Source organism: Oceanimonas sp. CAM02, assembly GCF_032842915.1.
GTDB lineage: Bacteria > Pseudomonadota > Gammaproteobacteria > Enterobacterales > Aeromonadaceae > Oceanimonas > Oceanimonas smirnovii.
On sequence record NZ_JAWJBK010000025.1, the window covers coordinates 46,368 to 67,977 of the forward strand.

A 21,610-nucleotide genomic window follows, 5' to 3' on the forward strand; every position below is an offset into this window, starting at 1 on the left:
GCCAAGTGTAAGGGCCGGTGTTAGCCTGTCAACTACAAAACATCACACACATTTACGTTTGATTTATTTATGACCAATCAAGAGTTTGACCTGCACCATCTGTGGCACCCCTACACCTCCCTCACTCGCCCCCTGCCCTGTTATGAAGTGGCCAGCGCCAGCGGCGTACACTTGCAGCTGAAAGACGGCCGCCGGCTGGTGGACGGCATGTCGTCCTGGTGGGCCTGCCTGCACGGCTATAATGTGCCCGAGTTGAACGCCGCCGCCACCGCTCAGCTGGGCAGAATGGCTCATGTGATGTTTGGCGGTTTAACCCATGAACCCGCCATTGAGCTGTGCCGGGCGCTTGGCGCTGTTTTGCCTGCCGGGCTGGACCGGTTCTTTCTGGCCGACTCGGGCTCGGTGTCGGTAGAGGTGGCGCTGAAAATGGCCATTCAATACTGGCATGGCAAAGGCACGCCCAAAACCCGCTTTGCCTGCTTAAGCCGTGGCTACCATGGCGATACCTTTGGGGCCATGAGCGTGTGCGACCCCAACGGCGGCATGCACAGTCTGTATAAGGGCTTTTTGCCCGAGCACCTTTTTGTGCCTCAGCCCGAAAGCACCTTTAACGACGAATTTAATCCGACAGATCTGCAGGCGCTGGAGGCGGTATTTGAGCGGCACCACCATGAGCTGGCCGCCTTTATTCTGGAGCCGGTGGTGCAAGGGGCCGGCGGCATGCGCTTTTATCACCCCGACTATTTGAAAGGTGCCCGCAAGCTGTGTGACCGCTACGGCGTGCTGCTGATTGCCGATGAAATTGCCACCGGCTTTGGCCGCACCGGCAAGCTGTTTGCCTGTGAATGGGCAAGCATAACGCCGGACATTATGTGCATTGGCAAGGCGCTCACCGGCGGCTATATGACCATGGCGGCCACCATTACCACTCAGGCTGTGGCCGAGACCATTTGCAACGGCCCCGCCGGCGTGCTGATGCACGGCCCCACTTTTATGGCCAATCCGCTGGCCTGCGCCGTGGCCCTGGCCAGCCTGAAGCTGCTATTAAGCTCACCCTGGCAGCAGCGCATTGCCGCCATAGAAACGCAAATGCAGCAAGAGCTGGCCCCTGCGCGTGAGCTGGATGCGGTGGCGGATGTGCGGGTGCTGGGCGGCATTGGTGTGATTGAGTTGCATGAGCCACTCAAGGTGGCCGAGGTGCAAAAACAGCTGGTGGAGCTGGGCGTGTGGATTCGGCCCTTTGGCAGGCTGTTTTATATTATGCCGCCGTATGTGATTAAACCCGAGGAGTTAAGCCGGTTAACGTCCGCCATGCTGGCGGTGTGTACTGACATTATTTAGGCGTCACTCAGGCCCCGTGTAGGTCATTCCGGCCCCTGAGCCGGAATCTATTCTGCAGTGGCAGTAGTTGGGACGAGTCCCAACATGTTACCGATAATCCGGCTGTTGTTTGGGCGCAGCGCGCTGAAAGGCGGGCTGCTGCTGGCAGTGCTGATAAACGGCCACAATACGCGGATAAGGCTCAAGGCTGCAGTTTGTGCGAATGGCGTTGGCCACCTGGGGCACCAGGCAGCAGTCTGCCAGTGTTGGTGCATCGCCAAAGCAATAGTCACCCATGCCGTGGCGCTGCAGCAGTGTTTCGGCTGCAGCCAGGCCTTCGGCGGTCCAGTGTTTAATCCAGTTTTGTTGCTGCTCTTCACTCAATGCCAGCTCATTGGCCAGGTAGTTACGCACTCGCAGATTATTAAGCGGGTGCATATCGCAGGCAATGAGATTGGCCAGCTCCAGCACTCTGGCGCGCAGCAAGGGTTCGGCGGGCAGCAGCGGCGGATCGGGATGCAGTGCTTCAAGATAATCAATAATGGCCAACGACTGACCCAAGGCATTACCCCGTTCGTCTATCAGCATGGGCACACCGCCGGCAGGATTTTGTGCCTTAAAGCGTTGCTCGCGGTGAGCACCGTTGCGCAGGTCTACGCCGTGGTAGTCAACGTTAATGCCCTTGATGGCCAGAGCAATGCGCACCCGGTAAGAGGTGGAACTGTTGAAAAAACTGTAAAGATGCATGGCAGCACTCCCTTTAATTTGGATAAAAATAGAACACCAGCAGGGTGAGGATGGCGGCGGCGGCCAGCATGGCGAGGTAAGCTTTGAGATATTGGCTCTGGCGGCGGCCCTTGAGGTGCACCAGGGTAAAGGTGGTGATCGCCAGGCCCAAGGCACCCCAAATGCCCAGGTGAAACCACAGCGCCGGCAAGGTGAGCCAGCCGGTGCGCACTTCTACCTCAAGGTAGCGCATATAGCCATATTGCTGCTCGGGGCGGGCATAGTGAAACAGCACCAGCAGCAGTATATAAAGTGTCCAGCCTCCGGCAGTGAGGGCGGCCAGCAGAGCACCTAAGCGGTCTTTGGAGCGTTTTGCCATATCCACCTCCCATCTTTTGCTTGAGTCCTGATGCTACACGGGTAACATTAGTCGCCTTATATAGTGTATCGGCAATAAGCCGGTTTAGTTCAAAGCTGGAGAGCGATTTACATGACCCACGCATCCGTAACTGATGTGCTGGCTGGCAAATATGCCGTTGGCACCACCCTTACCGTAAAGGGGTGGATTCGCACCCGCCGTGACTCCAAGGCGGGCATTTCGTTTTTGGCCGTTCACGATGGCAGCTGCTTTAATCCGGTGCAGGCTGTGGTGCCCAATAGCGTTGCGAATTATCAGTCTGAAGTGGTGCGTGTTACCACCGGCTGCTCGGTGGAAGTCACCGGCATTGTGGCCGAGTCTCAGGGCCAGGGCCAGGACTTTGAACTGCAGGCCACCGAGGTGAAGGTAGTGGGCTGGGTAGACGATCCCGATTCTTACCCCATGGCCGCCAAGCGCCACTCCATTGAATATTTGCGCGAATATGCTCATCTGCGCCCGCGCACCAACCTGATTGGTGCCGTGGCCCGGGTGCGTAACTGCCTGTCGCAAGCGCTGCACCGTTTCTTTCATGAAAACGGGTATATGTGGGTGGCAACTCCCATTGTGACCGCCTCCGACTGCGAAGGCGCCGGCGAAATGTTCCGGGTGTCTACCCTGGATCTGCAAAACCTGCCCCGCACCGACAAGGGTGAGATCGACTTTGAAGAAGACTTCTTTGGTAAAGAGGCGTTTCTTACCGTGTCGGGCCAGCTGAACGCCGAAACCTACGCCTGTGCCCTGAGCAAGGTGTATACCTTTGGCCCTACCTTCCGTGCTGAAAACTCCAACACCAGCCGCCATCTGGCCGAGTTCTGGATGGTAGAGCCGGAGCTGGCCTTTGCGGATCTGGACGATGCTGCCAAGCTGGCAGAAGACATGCTGAAATATGTGTTCCGCGCCGTGCTGGAAGAGCGCATGGACGACATGAGCTTCTTTGCCCAGCGGGTAGATAAAGACGCCATCAGCCGCCTGCAGAACTTTGTGGAAAAAGACTTTGCTCAGGTGGATTACACCGATGCGGTAGACATTTTGCAGAAGTCCGGCAAGAAGTTCGAGTTTGCAGTGGAATGGGGCATTGATTTGTCGTCCGAGCATGAGCGCTATCTGGCGGAAGAGCACTTTAAAGCGCCGGTGGTGGTGAAGAACTACCCGAAAGACATTAAAGCCTTTTATATGAAGCTGAACGCCGACGGCAAAACCGTGGCGGCCATGGACGTGCTGGCCCCGGGCATTGGCGAGATTATTGGTGGCTCCCAGCGGGAAGAAGTGCTGGAAGTGCTGGACGCCCGCCTGGAAGAAATGGGCCTGAACAAGGAAGATTACGGCTGGTATCGCGACCTGCGCCGCTATGGCACCGTGCCTCACGCCGGCTTTGGTCTGGGCTTTGAGCGCCTGGTGGCCTATGTGACCGGCATGGGCAACGTGCGCGATGTGATCCCCTTCCCCCGCACTCCGCGCCACGCCGAGTTTTAACCCCGTTTAAACCCCTCCCGACCTCCCCCTTAAAAAGGGGGAGGAGCAAAAGCATGTTCCCTCCCTTAAATAAGGGGGAGCTGTAGGTTCCCTCCCCTTTTCAAGGGGAGGGTCAGGGTGGGGTTGGCTTACCCCCTCCCGGCCTTCACCCTTAAAGTGGGAGGAGTAATGAGTTTCTCCCCTCAGTAATAACTTTTCCCTGCTTTCGCCATATCGCGCAGCGGTTCACAGGGCGCAAAGCGTTCGCCGTATTTGCGCGCGTATTCTTCCATTTTGGCCACTATGCTGGCGATGCCCTGCTGATGCATATGATGAAAAGGCCCGCCGGTAAAGGGCGGATAGCCAATACCGAACACGGCACCGATGTCGCCGTCGCGGGGGCTGGCAATCACGCCATCAGCCAAGGCCAGGGCGGCTTCGTTGAGCATCAGCAGGGTGCAGCGTTCGGCCATGTCCTGAGCGGGTAATTGCGCTTTGGGAGTAATGCCCAGCAGGCGATACATGTCCGGATCGGCGGGTTTGCCTTTTTTGTCAAAGGCGTAAAAACCGCGGCCGTTCTTTTTGCCATAACGCTTGGCGTCCAGCAGTTTGTTAAGGGCCGCCGGGGCCTTGAAGCGGCTGCCCAGCTCCGCCTCAAGCACGGGCGCAATTTTTACTGCCACGTCCAGGCCCACTTCATCCAGCAGGGTAATAGGCCCTACCGGAAAGCCGTATTTCACCAAAGCGCGATCTATGGCTTCTATCGGCTCGCCTTCCAGCAGCAGGCGGGCGGCTTCGTTAATATAGGGAGCGAGAATGCGGTTAACATAAAAGCCGGCGCTGTCTTTTACCACTATGGGGGTTTTGCCCTGAGCCCGGGCCAGTTTCAGCGCCGTGGCCACGGTTTCCGGGCTGGTGCCGGCATGGGGAATAATTTCGGCCAGGGGCATTTTTTCTACCGGGCTGAAGTAGTGCAGCCCCACCACACGGCTGGGGTCGGCGGCCCCGTCGGCAATCTGATGAATGGGAATGGACGAGGTGTTGCTGGCAAAGATGGTGTGAGCCGCACACTGCTGTTGCACCTGCTGCACCATATCGCGTTTTATGGCCAGATCTTCAAACACCGCTTCTATTACTATATCGGCGCGCTCAACGCCGCTGTAATCCAGGGTGCCGGAGAGCAGCGCCAGCTGGCGGTTCATCTCGGGGCGGCGCAGGTGCTTTTTCTTTACCTTGGCATTGAGCAAGCGGTGCGCGGTGGCCATGGCCTGATTAATGCCTTCGGCTTTTATGTCTTTAATGCGCACCGGCATACCCGCCTTGGTGGCAGTAACAAAGGCAATGCCGCCGCCCATTAACCCACCGCCCAGCACGCCCACTCGGTGCAGCGGCCCGGGCTCGGCCCCCTGATAGGTGGTTTCTTTTTTCATTTCGGTGGTGGCAAAAAACAGCCGGCGCAATGAGGCGGATTCGGGCGTCATTACCAGCTCGCCAAAGGCGCTGGCTTCGGCCTGATAACCGGCTTCACTGCCCTGCTCAAGGCCGGTGCGCACGACTTCCAGCAATGTTTCCAGGGCCGGATAGTTGCCCTGGGTTTTGCCGCGCAGCTTGCTCAGGGCCTGATCAAACACCAGTTTGCGGCCCAGCGGGTTGCCTTCCAGCGCTTTGGTTTTCAGGTCCGTTTTGCGAGCACTGGCGGGCTTGCCCTGTCTGGCCATGGCCATGGCGGTGCTCAGCAAAATGCTTTCGGGCACGCAGTCGTGCACCAGACCGGCCTTGAGTGCCTGTTTGGGGCGCAGCTGCTTGCCGGTGAGCATCATATCGAGGGCTTTCATTAAGCCCACCTCACGGGGCAGCCGCTGAGTGCCGCCGGAGCCGGGGATCAGCCCCAGCTGCACTTCCGGCAAGCCCAGACGAGTAATGTCGGCATCGCTGCACACCCGGCCATGGCAGGCCAGCGCCAGCTCAAGGCCACCGCCTAAGCAGGGGCCGTGAATGGCGGCAATCAGCGGCAGCTCAAGCCGCTCCAGCTCGGTAAAAATCTCCTGCCCGGCGCGAGACAGCGCCGCCGCGGCCCCGGCGCTGGTGCAACTTTCCAGCATGCGCACATCGGCACCGGCCACAAAGGAGTCGGGTTTGCCCGAGCGCAGCACCAGCCCTTTAATGGCCGGGTTGTTGTGAATCTCGGCCAGCAGGGCGCGCAACTCGCCGGCAAAGCTCTCGCGCAGTGTGTTCATGCGCTCACCGGGCACATCCATGGTGATGAGACCAATGCCGTCATTAATGCTAAGAGTGAAAGTGGCTTCAGTCATTGGCTGCCTCCAGTACCATGGCCACGCCCAGGCCGCCGGCGGCACAGGCAGTGGCAAGGGCCAGACCGCCGCCACGGCGGTTCAGCTCGTTCAGGGTTTGAGTGATCATGCGTGCGCCGGTGGCGGCAAAGGGATGGCCATAGGCCAGAGAGCCGCCCAGCACGTTGAATTTGTCCATGTCGATGGTGCCGATGGCACTGCCCTGCCCCAGCTCATTTTCGGCAAAGGTGCGGCTTTCAAAGCATTGAATATTGGCCAGAGTCTGGGCGGCAAAGGCCTCGTGCATGTCTATCAGGCTCATGTCGGCCAGGCTGCAGCCCGCCTGTGCCAGCGCTTTGGGGGTGGCGTAGCTGGGCCCCAGCAGCATGTTATGGCGCACATCAATGGCGGCATAGGCATGGCTGCGCAAATAGCCCAGAGGTTTCAGCCCCAGTGCCCTGGCCCGGCTTTCGGTCATCATCAGCACGGCGGCAGCCCCGTCGGTCAGCGCCGTGCTGTTGCCGGCAGTCACGGTGCCATGACGCTTGTCAAAGGCGGGTTTAAGCCGCTCATAGTTGCTGAGCTCAGCGTCGGCGCGCAGGGTGTTGTCTTGCGAGAAGGGCGCTTTAAAGGGCGGCAGATAAGCCGTCATTACTTCATCATTCAGCCAGCCCTGCTGCCAGGCACGAGCGGCAAGCTGGTGGGAGCGATGGGCGAATTCGTCTTGCGCCTGGCGTGAAATGCCGTGGCTTTTGGCCATTTGTTCGGCGGTTTGCCCCATGGTGAGGCCGGTGGAATATTCGGCTATGGCCGGCGGCACCGGGGCCAGATCTTTTAAATTAAGCCGGCGCAGAATGGCCAGTTTTTTGCTCAGGGTTTTGGCTTTGCTGAGTTCCAGCAGGGCTGCGGCCAGCCGGCGCGACACGCCAATGGGCAGCACCGAAGACGAATCGGCCCCGCCGGCAATGCCCACTGCTACCCTGCCCGCCTGCATGGCCTCGGCCAGGCTAGACACCGCCTGAAAACTGGTGGCACAGGCGCGGGTCACGCTGTAGGCGTCGGTGCTCACGGGCAGCTCTGTGCCCAGCACTATTTCCCGGGCAATGTTGGGGGCGCTGGGCATCTGAATGACCTGGCCAAATACCAGCTGCTCTATGTCACTGGCGTTTACCGGTGCCCGGGCCAGCAGCTCGGCTACCAGCATGCGGCCCAGATCGAGGGCCGCCATGTCTTTAAATACGCTGGCCTGACGGGCAAAGGGGGTGCGCAACCCCGACACAAAGGCAATGCGATCACCCTTGTGAGTAACAAGTGGAATGGTAGACGACATGAACGCTCCTTGTTTTTGCAAGAGGTCTGACCTGCCTGCATAGTAGCAATGGCGAAAAGGGTTTCAAACAGGTAATTAACAAGAGTCGCTGTGTGCGGCCGCAGTGGTTAGACTGAATAACAGATGCCCATTCGGTGAAAAATGATGATTTCTATATTCAAGCGAAAGCAACAGGGGCAGCCGTCGGTCTCTAAGAGCATGATGATGAAACAAAAGCGTTACGAGGCGCTGGTGTATGCCCTGCATGGCGATCTGTTCCGTTATGCGTTCTGGCTATGCCACGACCGGCAAGTGGCAGAAGACCTGGTGCAGGAGACGTTTTTGCGTGCCTGGAAGGCCCTCGACAGCCTGAAAGAAGAGAAAGCCGCCAAAGCCTGGCTTATTACCATTTTGCGCCGGGAAAATGCCCGCCGGTTTGAACGCAAGCAATTCGATCTGGTCGACATTGAAACCACGGCGGTGCCCGATCGCAAAACCCCGGGCATGGAGCAGAAAATGGAAAATGAGTGGCTGCGACGGCATATTGCCGACCTTGCCCCTGAATATCGCGAGCCACTGTTACTGCAGGTAATTGGTGGTTTTAGTGGAGAAGAAATTGCCGGAATACTGGATTTGAACAAGAACACCGTAATGACCCGCCTCTTTCGGGCCAGAAATCAGCTGAAAGAGGCCATGGAGCAAGACACTACACCAAGAGGTCGCAGTAATGGATGATCTGGAATTCCGCCGCCGGGCTTATGCGGATCCTGATGATAAAAGTCCCGAATTTTTAGCCGCATCTGCCAGCAGCCAGAGTAATCGTCAGTTTCTGGAAGACATGAAGGCGTTTAACCGCAAGCTGAGCTTTGCCCTGGAAGAGCCGGTGCCTCAGGCCCTGCCCGATCAACTGATGCTGTCTCATTTGTTGCGCCAGCCCGATCGTGAGCAGTCTCGCTGGCGTTATCTGGCAGTGGCGGCGTCGGTGGCCTTTGCGCTGGGTTTTGCCACTCGTTTTGTGACCTTTTCCCCCCAGGCTGTGGCCGAGCCGCCGGCGGTTGGCGAGGTGGCGGTTACTCATGTGCTGCGGGAAATGCCTTTTACCCATTACATTGATGAAGAAGTGACCCTTGAAACCGTGAACGCCAAGCTGCGCCCTTACGGCACCCGGCTGCAGGATTTGAGCGGCATGGGCAAGGTGTATTATGCCAACCATTGCATGTTTGCCGGTGGTCCGGCGGCACATCTGGTGGTGCAGGGCGAGCACGACAGGGTGCATGTGTTTCTGGTGCCCATGGAGCGGGCTTTGCAGCTGCAGGAACGGTTCAGCAAAGACAACCTGCACGGCGAGGTGCTGCCCATGAGCTATAACCGCCTGGTGGTGGTAAGCGATCGCAACGAAGACGTCAGCCGCGTTGCCGAGCGGGTGAAGGCATCTTTGGAGAAAGCGATCTAATTTTCGTCCGCGTTCCCGTTCGGCACCATCTATTATAAGAGTTGTATGCTCTTTTGGTGTAACATTCAGCCCGTGATAACACGGAAGCCATTAATGCTGTTTGCAACAACGGGAACGCGCTATGACCATTGAACTCCCTATTTTAATTACCTTTGTCGGCTATCTGGTGCTGACCATGCTGATTGGGGTGGTAGCTTATAAAGCAACCAGCTCGCTCAGTGATTATATTCTGGGCGGCCGCCGCCTCGGGCCCGGTGTGGCGGCACTGAGTGTGGGTGCCTCCGATATGAGCGGCTGGTTGCTGCTGGGCCTGCCCGGTGCGGTTTATCTTTATGGTATTAATCAGGCCTGGATTGGCATTGGCCTGGTGCTGGGTGCCTGGCTTAACTGGCTGTTTGTGGCCAAGCGGCTGCGGGTGTATACCGAGCAGGCCAACGACTCCCTTACCCTGCCCGACTTTCTGGAAAACCGCCTGGATGACAAAAGTGGTCTTATTCGCGTGATTTCGGCGCTGACCATTCTGGTGTTTTTTGTGTTTTACACCTCCTCCGGGCTGGTGGGCGGTGCCATTCTGTTTGAGAAAGTATTTGGCCTGCCCTATCTCAGCGCCCTTCTTATCGGCGGTGCCGTGATTGTGGCCTACACCTTTATGGGTGGTTTTCTGGCCGTGTCCTGGACGGACTTTTTTCAGGGCATTCTGATGCTGCTGGCGCTGATCGTCATGCCCTGGGCGGTGATGAACGAACTGGGCGGCATGGAGCAAACCATGACGTCACTTGATGCCCTGGACAACAACAAACTGAACCTGTTTCACGACTTTTCATTGCTGAGCGGTCTGAGTTTGCTGGCATGGGGCCTGGGTTATTTTGGCCAGCCGCACATTCTGGCCCGCTTTATGGCCATTGACTCGCCAGCCTCGGTGCCGCTGTCGCGGCGCATTGCCATGAGCTGGATGATTCTGTCTTTGATTGGTGCCCTGGGTGTGGGGTTGTCTGGCGCTGTGTATTTTGCCGATGCCCCGCTGGAAAACTCAGAAACCGTGTTTCTGGCGCTGGCCAATGCGGTGTTTAACCCCTGGGTGGCCGGCTTTTTGATTGCTGCCATTATGTCGGCCATTATGAGTACCATCGACTCTCAGCTGCTGGTGTGCTCTTCTGCGCTGACGGAAGACTTTTACAAGCGCTGGCTGCGCCCTAAGGCCAGTGATAATGAACTGGTGTGGGTTGGCCGGTTTGCGGTGCTGGCGGTAGCGGTGCTGGCGCTGGTGATTGCCACCGACCGGGAGGCCTCGGTGCTGGAGCTGGTCAGTTACGCCTGGGCCGGCTTTGGTGCCGCCTTTGGCCCTGTGATGATTTTGTCGGTGTTCTGGTCTCGCCTAACCCGCAACGGTGCCCTGGCCGGCATTGTGCTGGGTGCTCTGACCGTTATCGGCTGGAAACAGCTGGAAGGCGGTCTGTTTGATCTCTATGAAATTGTGCCCGGCTTTGTTGTTTGCTGGCTGGCGTGCTGGCTGGTAAGCCGCTACGACAAGGAGCCGTCCAAAGCCGTTGTGCTGGGTTTCCGGCGTATGGAGTCGGAGCTGTAAGCCAGTTTACAGTTTGATTTTTCTCACAAAAGAGGCCGTTCGGCCTCTTTTTTTAAACGCTTGTTTTACTTTTTTGTGACTTCTTTCTAATCTGCTTTAAACAGGTGTTTTATTACCGGCCGTGTTCTGTTGTTGCCGCCTCTTTGTTCACCCAGGAAAGTGAGATGACTCTATGCGCAAAAAGACATTAACTTTGTCGGTGCTGGCAGCCGCCGTGACCATGGCCACCGGACAGGCTCAGGCTGCGGCGTTTCAGCTGGCGGAGCAAAGCACCACAGGGTTAGGCCGGGCTTATGCCGGTGAAGGTGCCGCCGCCGAAAACGCGTCCGTGCTGGGGCGTAATCCGGCAGCCATGACACTGTTTGACCGCTCGTCGCTGTCGGCAGGTGCGGTTTATGTGAATCCGGAAGTGGATGTGGAAGGTAAAGGACCGACTGCGGCACTAGGACAGTCTCAGGGTCTGCCAACCCGCTCTGATGATATTGCCGACGATGCGGTGGTGCCGTTTTTCTATTATGTGCAACCCATTAATGAGCAATGGGCGGCAGGGCTGGGCATTTTTACCAACTATGGCCTGTCCACCACCTATCAGGATAACCATTATGCCGGGCCGGTAGCGGGTAAAACCGCGCTCACCACCATTAATATCAACCCAAATATTGCCTTCAAAGCAAACGAGCATATTTCTTTAGGTGCCGGTTTTAACGCGGTGTATGCGGATGCGGAGCTGATCCGGCATGCCGGCGTGCTGTATAACGGCCTTGTGGACCAGGCGCTACAAAACCCCGCGTTTGGCGGTAATGTCACCGCTGCTCAAAATTATGTTGCTCAGCAAACCGGTTTAACCGGCCCGACATCAGAGGCAGCAAGACTAACCGGGGATGACTGGGGTTATGGCTGGAATATTGGTCTGATGCTGGAAGCCGATGAGCATAACCGCTGGGCCCTGACCTACCGCTCTGAAGTGGACTTAACACTCGAAGGAAAATACGCAGGTACTTCCTCGGCAGGTCAAACAGTTCCCGGCAAGCTGGATTTAACCCTGCCGGCCATTGCCGAGTTGTCGGGCTTTCATCAGGTAGATCCAGCCTGGGCGGTGCATTACGGCATTATGTGGACTCAGTGGAGCAGCTTTGAAGAGCTGAAAGCGCTGGGCAGTGATGGCGGCACCCTGTTTGAAAAGCCCGAAAAATTCAATAACAGCTGGCGGGTCAGTGCGGGGCTTACCCATCAGCTGAATGATCAGTGGACCCTGCGCGGCGGCCTGGCGTACGACCAGTCACCGGTACCGGAAGCCACCCGCAGCATTTCCATTCCCGATGTGGATCGCACCTGGTACACACTGGGGGCCACCTATGCCGTGAGTCAGAACCTGAGTGTGGATGCCGCCTTTGCCTTTCTGGATGGCGGCAAGGTGGATGTGGTGGAAGACGGCTTTGCTTTTACCTCCGGCGGTGATGCCTACCTGATGGGCCTGCAAATGAACTACCAGTTTTAATCTTCATTACGCCCGCATTTATAATCAAAGCGCCTTCGGGCGCTTTTGTTTTTGTGCTGAAGGTTTGTTTCACTGTGGTCGATTACGGTATATTACCGGATTATTTTTCATATTGGTTGTTTCATGAACGCATACAGTTTCGTCGCACGCCAGGCCATTCTGGATGTGAATGGCAATCCGCTGGGCTATGAGCTGTTGTTTCGTCTTGGCCTGGAAAACCGGTTTCCTGATATCAGCTCTGAGCAGGCTACCCGGCGGCTGATTGCCGAGCAGTTTTTAAGTGAGAAAATTGACGACCTGGTGGGCTCTGCCATGTGCTTTGTTAATTTTCCTGACTCTCTGCTGGCAGAAGGGCTGACGATAGGGCAGAAACATCAGAATATGGTGATTGAAATTCTGGAAGATGCCCGCCCCACTCCCGAACTGCTGGAACAAGTAAAACAACTTCGCCGCGCCGGCATTAAGGTGGCGCTGGATGATCATGTTCCCGGGCATGGCTGGAGTTCGTTTTTTCCTTATGTGAACTTTATCAAGCTGGATTTGCGTCAGTTGCCATTGGCTGACTGCCGGCGCATTATTGAACAGGCCAGTGATTATCCTGAGCTGCGCTTTATTGCAGAAAAAGTAGAAACATTAGACGAATTTGAGTCTGCCCGTGCTGTCGGTTTTGAGTATTTTCAGGGATATTATTTTCAGCAGCCACAGGTGATTAAACGCCGGCTGCTGACCACGGATGAAATCACTGCCTTTGAACTGCTGAAAGCCGTCAGTGAGCCACAGATTGATTATGACAAGCTGACAGCGCTGTTCAGCCGGGATCTGCCACTGACTTATAATGTATTGCGGTATGTCAACAGCCTGCATATGGGCTATAAACGCCAGAGCATAGAAAATTTACGTTATGCGCTGGTATATCTGGGTCAGGAGCAGCTGAAACGGTTTACCGCCATGGTGATGACAGCCTATATCAGCAAAAATAAAAACCGTGAATTATATCGTTTGTCCATTATTCGGGCCCGCTGGTGTGAGCTGCTGGCTGGCCGGTTGAGTCCTGCCCTCGCCCATGATGCCTTTATCTGCGGTTTGTTTTCATTGCTGGATGTGCTGCTTGAGCGTCCGGTAGCCGATATATTGCCTCAGCTGCCTATTTCTGATGAGGCAAAACAGGCACTGGAACATGGCAAGGGTGAGCTGGGCTTTTTACTGGGTCTTATTCAGGATCATGAAAGAGCCAACTGGACTAATCTGCAAAAACGGCTCGACTTTATTGGTCTGCAGCCGGATGTCAATGCCCGCTATTATGAAGAGGCCATCAGCTGGAGTAACCAGCGGGAGGCCTCCCGCTGAGCGCTAGCGCCGGCGCAAGGCCCAGAACCCCAGCACAACCATAAACATAATGGCAGAGGCCATCAGACCAGCCAGCATGCTGGCCGTTACTCCCAGCGCCAGAAAGCCGGCAATGCTGACCACCGCCATCGACAGCGCATAAGGCAGCTGTGTCATCACATGATCGATATGATGACAGGACGCGCCGGTAGACGACAGTATAGTGGTGTCAGAGATAGGCGAGCAGTGGTCGCCAAACACCGCACCGGCCATGACCGCGGCCATGCCCGGCAGCAGCATGCCGGTATCGATGGCCATGGTCATGTCGGCCGCAATGGGCAACATAACACCAAAGGTGCCCCAGCTGGTGCCGGTGGCAAAGGCCATAATACCCGCCAGAATAAACAAAATGGCCGGCAACAGATAAATCGGCAGGTTCTGTTGCACCAGAGACGCCAGATATTTGCCGGTTTCCAGCTCACTGATAAGGCCGGCAATGGTCCAGGCAAACAACAGAATATAAATGGCCGGCAGCATGCCTTTCACGCCCACCAGCAGGGTATGCAGCCAGTCTTTGCCGGTGGTGCGCTCACGCACCAGGCTGATGGCACAAATCAGCAGCCCGGCCACACCACCTGCCACCAGAGCGCGGCCCACATTGGTATTTTCCAGTGCACCCAGCAGGCTGAACGCCTCTCCTGCCTCACTCAGCGCCGTGGCACCGGTCCAGAGCAGGCCGGCCACGGTCACCAGTGTGAGACCGCCAATGGCAAACAACAGATCAGTGACCCGGCCACCGGCTACCTCATGATCGTGTACGCCCGGCGGCGTGCCTTTGCTGCTGTCAAACAGCTCACCACGCAACGCCTGTGCTTCATGGCGCTGCATCAGGCCCAGATCCCAGCCGCCACGAATCACCAGAATGACCATCAGCAGGGTAAAAATGGCGTAAAAGTTCATGGCACCCATGGTGATGAATGCTGCCAGCGGACTTTGTCCGGTTACGCCATAGCCGGCCAGAATACCGCCAACCAGCGCTATGATATAGGCTCCCCAGGAAGACACCGGCATCAATACACACACGGGCGCGGCGGTAGAATCCAGCAAATAGGCCAGCTTGGCACGGGATATACCAAAGCGATCGGTGACCGGACGGCAAATGGTGCCTACCGATAAACTGTGAAAGTAATCATCAATGAAAAACACAAACACCAGCAGACCGGTCATGGCTTTGGCCTGACGGCGGCTTTTAATACGGGCCTGCGCCCATTCTGCAAAGGCGTGGGTTGCACCGGCACGGCTCAGCATACTGATAATGCAGCCCAGCAATAACAGAAAAAGCAGAATATTCACATTCCATTCATTCAGGGTGCCTTCATCCCAGAACAAAGACTGCACCTTGATACCAAGATGAGACAAGGAATTGAGGGGATTAAATTGCTCCAGCAGCAGGCTGGCCAATACAATGCCAAGGCCCAGCGAAAGCAACACCTTGCGGGTGGCAATGGCCAGTAAAATGGCAATAAGCGGGGGTAATACGGACCAGACAGTCTGAATAAACGGATGAGCTTCCACAGCGACACCTGAATGTTAAGTAATGAAAAAACCACCAGGAGCAGGAAACCGACACAGTCTTATCCTTTCTTTCCCAGCAGTAGCGCATCACAATCAATAATTGTGACAGTATCAGCCCTTTAGGTACTGATCCCAACCGTGATTCGGTGATAAAAACCACAGCTTCGGCAGCGCTTCCTTTTGGCCGGCGTCATTGGTATCACCCTGTTCCGGCTTACTGATAAGCACTGCGCCTCTACGCAGGTAAGTTGGCGAATTTTACTGGCTCGGGCGTAAAGATCAACACATTCATCTGTTTTGTTGCATTTATGTTGGCTTAATGTCGTTATTATCTACATTTGATAAACCTTGCCTGCAAAGTGTGTCTGTTGTTGATAGAGTGGGTTTAACTTCTTTAGGCCTTACCTTTCTGCTTATGAAATGTAAGGATTTAATGTGAGTCGCGCTAAAAGAATTATTTTGCATTTTGCAACCATTGTTGTTTTATGATTGTATTGTTCAGTCTTTTTAATGCCAATTAACTTGCAACCATGCAATTCTGGCTGTAAATTTAATTTATTAAAAAAACAAACAAGCTACAGGTGAACACAATGTCCGATTTTTTGAAAACGCTGCTTAATATTCGCAGCCTGCGCGCTACCTCTCGCGAGCTTACTCTGGAACAACTGGAAGAAGGTCTTAACAAACTGACCACTGTGGTTGAAGAGCGCCGTGAATCTGAAGCCGAAGACCGTGCCAAAGCCGCAGAAAAAGAGCGCAAACTGAAAGAATATGCCGATATGCTGGCCGCCGATGGCATTGATTTAAGCGAGCTGCTTGAGGCCGTTGAGCCTGCTGCCAAGAAAGTTGGCGCACCTCGTGCCAAGCGTCCGCCCAAATATGAATATCATGATAACGGCGAGCGTAAAACCTGGACCGGCCAGGGTCGTATGCCCTCAGTTATCAAAGAAGGTATTGAGACCCAGGGTAAATCTCTGCAAGATTATCTGATTAAAAAGTAATGCATACTTGTTATTGAAAAGAGGGCCGGCAGGCCCTCTTTTTATTTGGGTAATAAGCGGTAAAGCGGCTGATCGAGCCCGTTGTGTTTAAGCTCATACACCAGCGCCAGCTCAGCCCCCAGCGGCCCTTCTGGCCAGCCCTGGCGTTCCATCCAGCATAAATAGGCCAGTGGCAGCCGCAGCAGCGGCTGTCCGCGATATTTGCCATAGGGCATGGGGGTTTGAATAATACGCAGCAGCCCGGCCTGACTCAGGCCGGGTGAGACAGGCTCAGCCATGCAGACTGGCGTTAATGGCGCTCAGGGCGGCGGCAGGATCCGCAGCCTGAGTGATGGGCCGGCCGATAACCAGATAGTCACTGCCCGCCTTCAAGGCCAGCTCAGGCGTCATGATGCGGCGCTGATCACCGGCATCACTGCCCGCCGGACGAATGCCCGGGGTGATCAGTTTAAAATCGGGGCCAAGCTCACTCTTGAGCAGGCTGGCTTCCTGTGCGGAGCACACCACGCCGTCTAGGCCGGCTGCTTGTGTGAGCCGGGCCAGGGCCAGTACCTGCTCTGCCGGAGAGCGCAGCACGCCGGTCTGATTAAGCTCGTCGGCGGTCATGCTGGTCAGCACTGTCACCGCAATCAGCAAGGGGGCCTTGTCACCGTAAGGGGCCAGGGCCGCTTTGGCCGCTTCCATCATGCGGCTGCCGCCACTGGCGTGCACATTCACCATCCATACGCCCAGCTCAGCGGCTGCGGCCACGGCCTTGGCAACGGTGTTGGGAATATCGTGAAACTTGAGGTCAAGAAAGACATCAAAGCCCTGCCCGGTGAGGTGACGAACAAATTCAGGGCCGAACAGGGTGAACATTTCCTTACCCACTTTCAGCCGGCACTGAGCCGGATCCAGTTGCGCCACCAGCGCTTTCGCCTGCTGCTCGTCGGCAAAGTCGAGGGCGATCAGCACTTTGGGATCGCGGTTGTGTGATGTTTGCATGAGTTAATTACCTTCGGTTTTTACATTTGGTCATTCCGGCCCCCGAGCCGGAATCTGTTTATTCGTGCCGCAATGTTGTGAATTCGCTGCGCTTATCGCCAACTACCAGTCCCTGCTCCCTATTCCCCAGTCCCTATTCCCTGCTTTAAATCATTCGCCGTCCAGGCCGCGCACCGGCTTGATGGTGCCCCATTGCTTGCAGGACGGACATTGCCAGAACAGGCTGTGCACAGAAAAGCCACAATGGCCGCAACGGTGACTGGGCTTGGCTTTTATCTGTTCGGCCACCAGGGCTTTAAGCATTTCCAGGCTGGCCCTGGCCTGGCCCTGACCGGCATTATCGGCATGATAAGACATCAGCCGGTAAAAACCTTTCATGGTGGGATGGCGCTGTAAATGGGATAACACCAGTTGCTCGGCACTGGCCTGGCCGTCGCGAACGGCTATGCGGTCTGCCAGCATCAGTACTTCACTGGCACCAGCGTCTTGTGCTGTCCATTGCTCAAGCAAGGCGGTCAGGGTGTCATCCTGTTGCAACTGATGATAACAGTGCTGAAGATCTGAAAGAATTTCACTGATAAAGCTTTTATCCTGCTGCGCCACCTCTTGCAGAACACTGGCCGCCTGACTCAGGTTACCTGCGGCCATATATAATTTACCCAGCCCCATACTGGCACGAACACAGCCCGAATCGGCTTTCAGCGCTTTTTTAAAATCGCTGATGGCCCCTTTGCTGTCTTGCCGCTTTTGTTTTTGCTCTGCCAGTTCACAGTAAAAATGCGCCATGGGTATCAGGGCCTTGTTGCCCTGCTGCTTTCTCAGCCGGCCTGCCACCGTAATGGCCTGCTCCCAGTCACGCAACTGCTGATAAAGGGTGAGCAGCAGCTCGAGGGCATCCTGCTCGTAATCAGGATCTTCTTTTAACTCTGTTAATATTTGCTCGGCGCGATCCAGCAGGCCGGCGGCAAAGAAATCCCGGGCCAGCTCCAGCATGGCAAGATGGCGTTGTTCCAGAGAGAGGCTGGTGCGGGCAATCAGGTTCTGATGAATACGAATGGCCCTGTCTACTTCACCACGGGAGCGAAACAGGTTGCCCAGTGCCAGATGAGTTTCTATGGTTTCGCTGTCAACCTGCAACAGCTGAATAAAGAGATCAACCGCTTTGTCGGGCTCATCGGAAAGTAAAAAGTTCAGCCCGGCAACATATTGCCGGGAGAACTGACTGGATTGTTTCTGTGTATCCTGGCGAACACTTCGGCGACCCATATACCAGCCATAAGCCGCCGCTACCGGAAGCAGCAGAAACAACAATTCCAGCATGAAGTGTATTATTCCTTAACCGGGAGTGCTCTGAGCTCTTCCAGTTCGCGGTGCTGACGTTCTACTTTTTTATTCAGCCCTTTGTTGGTCATTTTAAGACGCAGCATCACCAGACCAAATACCAGCCAGCCCAGCAAAAAACCAGCCACAAACACCACTGCCAACAATGAAGACAGCCGGTAATCACCCTGAGCCAGCAGATAATTAACATGTACCAGCTGGTCGTTCTGGGAGCCCAGTGTCAGCCCCACGGCAAAAAGGATCGCCAGCATTATCAGGCCAAAGATTATTTTCACTTTACCCTCTCAACATCCTGATTTTTTGAGTGTTTGGCATTATCCCGAAAAACCACCGGCGACGCTACCGCAGCCGACAGGAAAAGTGACCTCAGGCCGGGTTTACCCGCTCGCGTAATTCCTTACCCGGTTTGAAGTGAGGAACGTATTTGCCGTTAAGCTCAACTTTTTCACCGGTTTTAGGATTACGCCCCTGGCGGGGAGCACGATAATGCAATGAAAAGCTGCCAAAGCCGCGAATTTCGATACGGTCACCTGTTTGCAGTGTTGACGCCATTTGCTCAAGAATTTCCTTGATGGCACTTTCAACTTCTTTGGCAGACAAATGGGGATATTGCTCAGAAAGGCGTTCAATGAGATCGGATTTTGTCATGATTCAGTCTCCGAAATATATAACAAAAAGGGGCCATAAAGGCCCCTTTGTTCAATAACGGCTTGGCTTATTCGCCTTTGGCCGCCTTGAATGCTTCGGCCATTGCACTCAGACCAACCACTTCGTCTTGCTGGTTCAGAGTATCGATAGCAGCTTTCTCTTCAGCTTCGTCTTTCGCACGGATAGACAGGCTGATGGTGCGGTTTTTGCGATCGATGCCCATGTAACGAGCTTCAACTTCTTCACCGGCGTTCAGTACGGTGGAGGCGTCTTCGATGCGGTCGCGAGAGATGTCGGCAACGCGGATGTAACCTTCCACGCCTTCTTCCAGCTCAACCACGGCACCCTTGGCGTCAACGGCAGTGATGGTACCCTTAACGATAGCACCTTTCTTGTTGTCAGACAGGTACTTATTGAAAGGATCTTCGTCGATTTGCTTCACGCCCAGGCTGATGCGCTCACGCTCAGGGTCAACCTGCAGAACAACGGCTTCAATTTCTTCGCCTTTCTTGAACTCACGAACGGCTTCGTCACCGTTGGCGTTCCAGGAAATGTCGGACAGGTGAACCAGACCGTCGATGCCACCGTCCAGACCAATGAAGATACCGAAGTCGGTGATGGACTTGATCTTGCCGGAAACGCGGTCGCCCTTGTTGTGGGTTTCAGCAAACAGCTGCCACGGGTTGGACTTGCACTGTTTCAGACCCAGAGAGATACGACGACGCTCTTCGTCGATGTCCAGAACCATTACATCTACGTTGTCGCCCACAGAAACCACTTTGGACGGGTGGATGTTCTTGTTGGTCCAGTCCATTTCGGATACGTGTACCAGGCCTTCTACGCCTTCTTCGATTTCAACGAAGCAGCCATAGTCGGTCAGGTTGGTCACGCGGCCGGCCAGACGGGTGCCTTCCGGATAACGGTTGGCGATATCTACCCACGGATCTTCGCCCAGCTGCTTCAGACCCAGAGACACACGGGTGCGCTCGCGGTCGAACTTCAGGACTTTAACGTTGATTTCGTCGCCAACGTTCACGATCTCGGAAGGATGCTTAACGCGCTTCCAGGCCATGTCGGTGATGTGCAGCAGGCCGTCTACGCCGCCCAGGTCCACGAAAGCACCGTAGTCGGTCAGGTTCTTAACGATACCTTTAACTTCCTGGCCTTCCTGCAGGTTTTCGAGCAGCTGCTCGCGCTCGGCGCTGTTTTCGGTTTCGATCACGGCACGACGGGAAACAACCACGTTGTTGCGCTTCTGGTCCAGCTTGATGACCTTGAACTCAAGCTCTTTGCCTTCCAGGTGAGTGGTGTCGCGAACCGGACGCACGTCTACCAGAGAGCCGGGCAGGAAGGCGCGAATGCTGTTCACTTCTACGGTGAAACCGCCTTTAACCTTGCCGTTGATCACACCGGTTACGGTTTCTTCGTCTTCGTAGGCTTTTTCCAGCTGCAGCCAGGCTTCGTGACGCTTGGCTTTTTCACGGGACAGCTGAGTCTCACCGAAGCCGTCTTCCACGGCGTCCAGCGCTACGTCTACTTCGTCGCCAACGCTGATTTCCAGCTCGCCCTGAGCATTTTTGAACTGCTCGGCAGGAATGGCAGACTCGGATTTCAGACCGGCGTCAACCAGTACGATGCCGTTTTCAATGGCAACAACAGTACCTTTAACGATGGAGCCCGGACGGGTTTCGAGTTCTTTCAGAGACTCTTCAAAGAGTTGAGCAAAAGATTCAGTCATATGATTAATGAATACACACTGTTTGAGTTGAACATCCACGGGGCATTCCGGCGCACGTGGGGTGACTAACACATTCCGCCCTTCTTCCCTGAGGGCGGCATTGCCAAATGGCTTAACGGCCAAGTTTAACCTTAGTATGACTCAGCACCCTGTCCAGCACATCTGTGATGGAAAGGCTGGTGGAGTCGATAATTAACGCATCGTCAGCCGCCTTGAGAGGCGCCACGGCCCGGTTTCTGTCCCGGTCGTCACGCTCCTGTATTTCGCTTAAAAGGCGGTCAAAGCTAACATCAAAACCCTTGTCTTGCAACTGCTTATAGCGCCGGCTGGCCCGCTCTTCGGCACTGGCATCAAGAAAGATTTTGACCTCGGCATCGGGGAACACCACTGTGCCCATGTCGCGGCCGTCGGCAATCAGACCGGGCCTGGCACGAAAGGCGCGCTGGCGGCGCAGCAGTGCCTCGCGCACACGGGGAAACGCCGCCACCTTGCTGGCTGCGTCGGCCACTTCCTGAGTGCGAATGGCACGGGAGACGTCTTCGCCTTCCAGGATAACGCGGATTTCGCCGCTTTCGGCAGGAAACTGCACATCAAGATGTGCTGCCAGAGGCATCAGCCCCGCTTCGTCATTCAGTTCCACATTGTGGTGCAGTGCGGCCAGCGCCAGCACCCGGTAGATAGCGCCGGAATCGAGCAGGTGCCACTCCAGTTGTTCGGCCAGCAGCTGGCACAGGGTGCCTTTGCCGGCGCCGCCCGGGCCATCTACGGTAATGACGGGAGCTTGTTCAGACATACATCCTCCGGTAAATCATGAGTCCGGACAGACCGCAAGGGCGGCTGTCGCGCGGGCGGCATTATAACCAAGTTAAGAAGCCAAAGACATTACCGCCGTATTGAACCTATACCTGCTGCCCCTTCCGCTTTACAATAACCACCATTTTTTAT

Annotated in this window: 20 protein-coding genes and 1 riboswitch; of the genes, 8 read left to right on the forward strand and 12 right to left on the reverse strand. The window is 55.6% G+C overall.

Translation table 11 applies throughout. The features are described 5' to 3' along the window. Window positions 1–69: 69 nt before the first annotated feature. Window positions 70–1,341: an adenosylmethionine--8-amino-7-oxononanoate transaminase gene (bioA, locus tag R0I78_RS08335; protein ID WP_317075018.1), complete on the forward strand. Its 1,272-nt coding sequence runs from the start codon at window positions 70–72 to the stop codon at window positions 1,339–1,341. Between the two features lie 87 nt (window positions 1,342–1,428). Here the strand turns inward: bioA and maiA are convergent, their stop codons facing one another. Together maiA and R0I78_RS08345 are read right to left on the reverse strand one after the other, a co-directional pair. Next, entirely contained in the window at window positions 1,429–2,067 is a 639-nt protein-coding gene (gene maiA, locus R0I78_RS08340) for a maleylacetoacetate isomerase (RefSeq protein WP_317075019.1), read from the reverse strand. Window positions 2,068–2,080: 13 nt separating this feature from the next. After that, the gene (locus R0I78_RS08345) at window positions 2,081–2,425 is read right to left on the reverse strand and encodes a hypothetical protein (RefSeq protein WP_317075020.1); all 345 of its coding nucleotides are present in this window, start codon (window positions 2,423–2,425) and stop codon (window positions 2,081–2,083) included. 111 nt (window positions 2,426–2,536) lie between these two features. Between R0I78_RS08345 and asnS the strand changes: the two genes are divergently transcribed. Further along, complete coding sequence (gene asnS / locus R0I78_RS08350) at window positions 2,537–3,937, forward strand: asparagine--tRNA ligase (RefSeq protein WP_317075021.1); 1,401 nt, start codon at window positions 2,537–2,539, stop codon at window positions 3,935–3,937. A 182-nt stretch (window positions 3,938–4,119) separates the two neighbouring features. Here the strand turns inward: asnS and fadJ are convergent, their stop codons facing one another. Together fadJ and fadI are read right to left on the reverse strand one after the other, a co-directional pair. Beyond that, window positions 4,120–6,228: a fatty acid oxidation complex subunit alpha FadJ gene (fadJ, locus tag R0I78_RS08355; protein WP_317075022.1), complete on the reverse strand. Its 2,109-nt coding sequence runs from the start codon at window positions 6,226–6,228 to the stop codon at window positions 4,120–4,122. Continuing rightward, on the reverse strand, window positions 6,221–7,537 hold the full coding sequence (fadI, locus tag R0I78_RS08360; RefSeq protein WP_317075023.1) for an acetyl-CoA C-acyltransferase FadI: 1,317 nt from the start codon (window positions 7,535–7,537) through the stop codon (window positions 6,221–6,223). The genes fadJ and fadI overlap by 8 nt, the downstream gene beginning before the upstream one ends. A gap of 198 nt (window positions 7,538–7,735) precedes the next feature. Between fadI and R0I78_RS08365 the strand changes: the two genes are divergently transcribed. From R0I78_RS08365 to R0I78_RS08385, 5 genes are all read left to right on the forward strand, one after another. Continuing rightward, window positions 7,736–8,251: a sigma-70 family RNA polymerase sigma factor gene (locus R0I78_RS08365; RefSeq protein WP_317075024.1), complete on the forward strand. Its 516-nt coding sequence runs from the start codon at window positions 7,736–7,738 to the stop codon at window positions 8,249–8,251. Then, the gene (locus tag R0I78_RS08370; protein WP_317075025.1) at window positions 8,244–8,969 is read left to right on the forward strand and encodes a DUF3379 domain-containing protein; all 726 of its coding nucleotides are present in this window, start codon (window positions 8,244–8,246) and stop codon (window positions 8,967–8,969) included. The genes R0I78_RS08365 and R0I78_RS08370 overlap by 8 nt, the downstream gene beginning before the upstream one ends. A gap of 121 nt (window positions 8,970–9,090) precedes the next feature. Next, window positions 9,091–10,554, forward strand: coding sequence for a sodium/proline symporter PutP (gene putP / locus R0I78_RS08375; RefSeq protein WP_019934821.1), 1,464 nt, complete (start codon window positions 9,091–9,093; stop codon window positions 10,552–10,554). 172 nt (window positions 10,555–10,726) lie between these two features. After that, complete coding sequence (locus tag R0I78_RS08380; protein ID WP_317075026.1) at window positions 10,727–12,052, forward strand: outer membrane protein transport protein; 1,326 nt, start codon at window positions 10,727–10,729, stop codon at window positions 12,050–12,052. Between the two features lie 123 nt (window positions 12,053–12,175). Then, window positions 12,176–13,399, forward strand: coding sequence for an EAL and HDOD domain-containing protein (locus R0I78_RS08385; protein ID WP_317075027.1), 1,224 nt, complete (start codon window positions 12,176–12,178; stop codon window positions 13,397–13,399). A gap of 3 nt (window positions 13,400–13,402) precedes the next feature. Here the strand turns inward: R0I78_RS08385 and R0I78_RS08390 are convergent, their stop codons facing one another. After that, window positions 13,403–14,953 (reverse strand): Na+/H+ antiporter NhaC family protein, encoded by a 1,551-nt coding sequence (locus tag R0I78_RS08390; protein ID WP_317075028.1) that lies wholly within the window; start codon window positions 14,951–14,953, stop codon window positions 13,403–13,405. Window positions 14,954–15,025: 72 nt separating this feature from the next. Beyond that, a riboswitch (Lysine riboswitch) is annotated at window positions 15,026–15,199 on the reverse strand. A 344-nt stretch (window positions 15,200–15,543) separates the two neighbouring features. Between R0I78_RS08390 and R0I78_RS08395 the strand changes: the two genes are divergently transcribed. Further along, the gene (locus tag R0I78_RS08395; RefSeq protein ID WP_019934825.1) at window positions 15,544–15,954 is read left to right on the forward strand and encodes an H-NS family nucleoid-associated regulatory protein; all 411 of its coding nucleotides are present in this window, start codon (window positions 15,544–15,546) and stop codon (window positions 15,952–15,954) included. 41 nt (window positions 15,955–15,995) lie between these two features. Here R0I78_RS08395 and R0I78_RS08400 read toward each other — a convergent pair whose 3' ends face one another. The 7 genes from R0I78_RS08400 to cmk all read right to left on the reverse strand — a co-directional run bounded on the left by R0I78_RS08400 (window position 15,996) and on the right by cmk (window position 21,458). Continuing rightward, window positions 15,996–16,232, reverse strand: a complete 237-nt coding sequence (locus R0I78_RS08400; RefSeq protein ID WP_019934826.1) for a DUF3820 family protein — start codon at window positions 16,230–16,232, stop codon at window positions 15,996–15,998. Beyond that, entirely contained in the window at window positions 16,225–16,938 is a 714-nt protein-coding gene (gene pyrF / locus R0I78_RS08405) for an orotidine-5'-phosphate decarboxylase (protein ID WP_019934827.1), read from the reverse strand. Before pyrF ends, R0I78_RS08400 begins: the two co-directional genes overlap by 8 nt. 150 nt (window positions 16,939–17,088) lie before the next feature. Next, entirely contained in the window at window positions 17,089–18,258 is a 1,170-nt protein-coding gene (lapB, locus tag R0I78_RS08410; protein ID WP_019934828.1) for a lipopolysaccharide assembly protein LapB, read from the reverse strand. A gap of 8 nt (window positions 18,259–18,266) precedes the next feature. Further along, the gene (locus tag R0I78_RS08415) at window positions 18,267–18,554 is read right to left on the reverse strand and encodes a LapA family protein (protein WP_019934829.1); all 288 of its coding nucleotides are present in this window, start codon (window positions 18,552–18,554) and stop codon (window positions 18,267–18,269) included. A gap of 91 nt (window positions 18,555–18,645) precedes the next feature. Continuing rightward, complete coding sequence (gene ihfB / locus R0I78_RS08420) at window positions 18,646–18,927, reverse strand: integration host factor subunit beta (RefSeq protein ID WP_019934830.1); 282 nt, start codon at window positions 18,925–18,927, stop codon at window positions 18,646–18,648. A 67-nt stretch (window positions 18,928–18,994) separates the two neighbouring features. Continuing rightward, the gene (gene rpsA, locus R0I78_RS08425) at window positions 18,995–20,665 is read right to left on the reverse strand and encodes a 30S ribosomal protein S1 (protein ID WP_026344808.1); all 1,671 of its coding nucleotides are present in this window, start codon (window positions 20,663–20,665) and stop codon (window positions 18,995–18,997) included. 112 nt (window positions 20,666–20,777) lie between these two features. Beyond that, a complete protein-coding gene (gene cmk / locus R0I78_RS08430; RefSeq protein WP_019934832.1) occupies window positions 20,778–21,458 on the reverse strand; it encodes a (d)CMP kinase in 681 nt (226 codons plus the stop codon). Window positions 21,459–21,610: the final 152 nt, after the last annotated feature.

Coding starts and splice junctions, on each gene's coding strand:
- cmk (WP_019934832.1), bottom strand. CDS start 21,458: ATGTCTGAACAAGCTCCCGTCATTACCGTAGATGGCCCGGGCGGCGCC.
- lapB (WP_019934828.1), bottom strand. CDS start 18,258: ATGCTGGAATTGTTGTTTCTGCTGCTTCCGGTAGCGGCGGCTTATGGC.
- putP (WP_019934821.1), top strand. CDS start 9,091: ATGACCATTGAACTCCCTATTTTAATTACCTTTGTCGGCTATCTGGTG.
- R0I78_RS08365 (WP_317075024.1), top strand. CDS start 7,736: ATGATGATGAAACAAAAGCGTTACGAGGCGCTGGTGTATGCCCTGCAT.
- R0I78_RS08385 (WP_317075027.1), top strand. CDS start 12,176: ATGAACGCATACAGTTTCGTCGCACGCCAGGCCATTCTGGATGTGAAT.
- asnS (WP_317075021.1), top strand. CDS start 2,537: ATGACCCACGCATCCGTAACTGATGTGCTGGCTGGCAAATATGCCGTT.
- R0I78_RS08400 (WP_019934826.1), bottom strand. CDS start 16,232: ATGGCTGAGCCTGTCTCACCCGGCCTGAGTCAGGCCGGGCTGCTGCGT.
- R0I78_RS08370 (WP_317075025.1), top strand. CDS start 8,244: ATGGATGATCTGGAATTCCGCCGCCGGGCTTATGCGGATCCTGATGAT.
- rpsA (WP_026344808.1), bottom strand. CDS start 20,665: ATGACTGAATCTTTTGCTCAACTCTTTGAAGAGTCTCTGAAAGAACTC.
- R0I78_RS08345 (WP_317075020.1), bottom strand. CDS start 2,425: ATGGCAAAACGCTCCAAAGACCGCTTAGGTGCTCTGCTGGCCGCCCTC.
- pyrF (WP_019934827.1), bottom strand. CDS start 16,938: ATGCAAACATCACACAACCGCGATCCCAAAGTGCTGATCGCCCTCGAC.
- fadJ (WP_317075022.1), bottom strand. CDS start 6,228: ATGACTGAAGCCACTTTCACTCTTAGCATTAATGACGGCATTGGTCTC.
- R0I78_RS08380 (WP_317075026.1), top strand. CDS start 10,727: ATGCGCAAAAAGACATTAACTTTGTCGGTGCTGGCAGCCGCCGTGACC.
- bioA (WP_317075018.1), top strand. CDS start 70: ATGACCAATCAAGAGTTTGACCTGCACCATCTGTGGCACCCCTACACC.
- maiA (WP_317075019.1), bottom strand. CDS start 2,067: ATGCATCTTTACAGTTTTTTCAACAGTTCCACCTCTTACCGGGTGCGC.
- fadI (WP_317075023.1), bottom strand. CDS start 7,537: ATGTCGTCTACCATTCCACTTGTTACTCACAAGGGTGATCGCATTGCC.
- ihfB (WP_019934830.1), bottom strand. CDS start 18,927: ATGACAAAATCCGATCTCATTGAACGCCTTTCTGAGCAATATCCCCAT.
- R0I78_RS08395 (WP_019934825.1), top strand. CDS start 15,544: ATGTCCGATTTTTTGAAAACGCTGCTTAATATTCGCAGCCTGCGCGCT.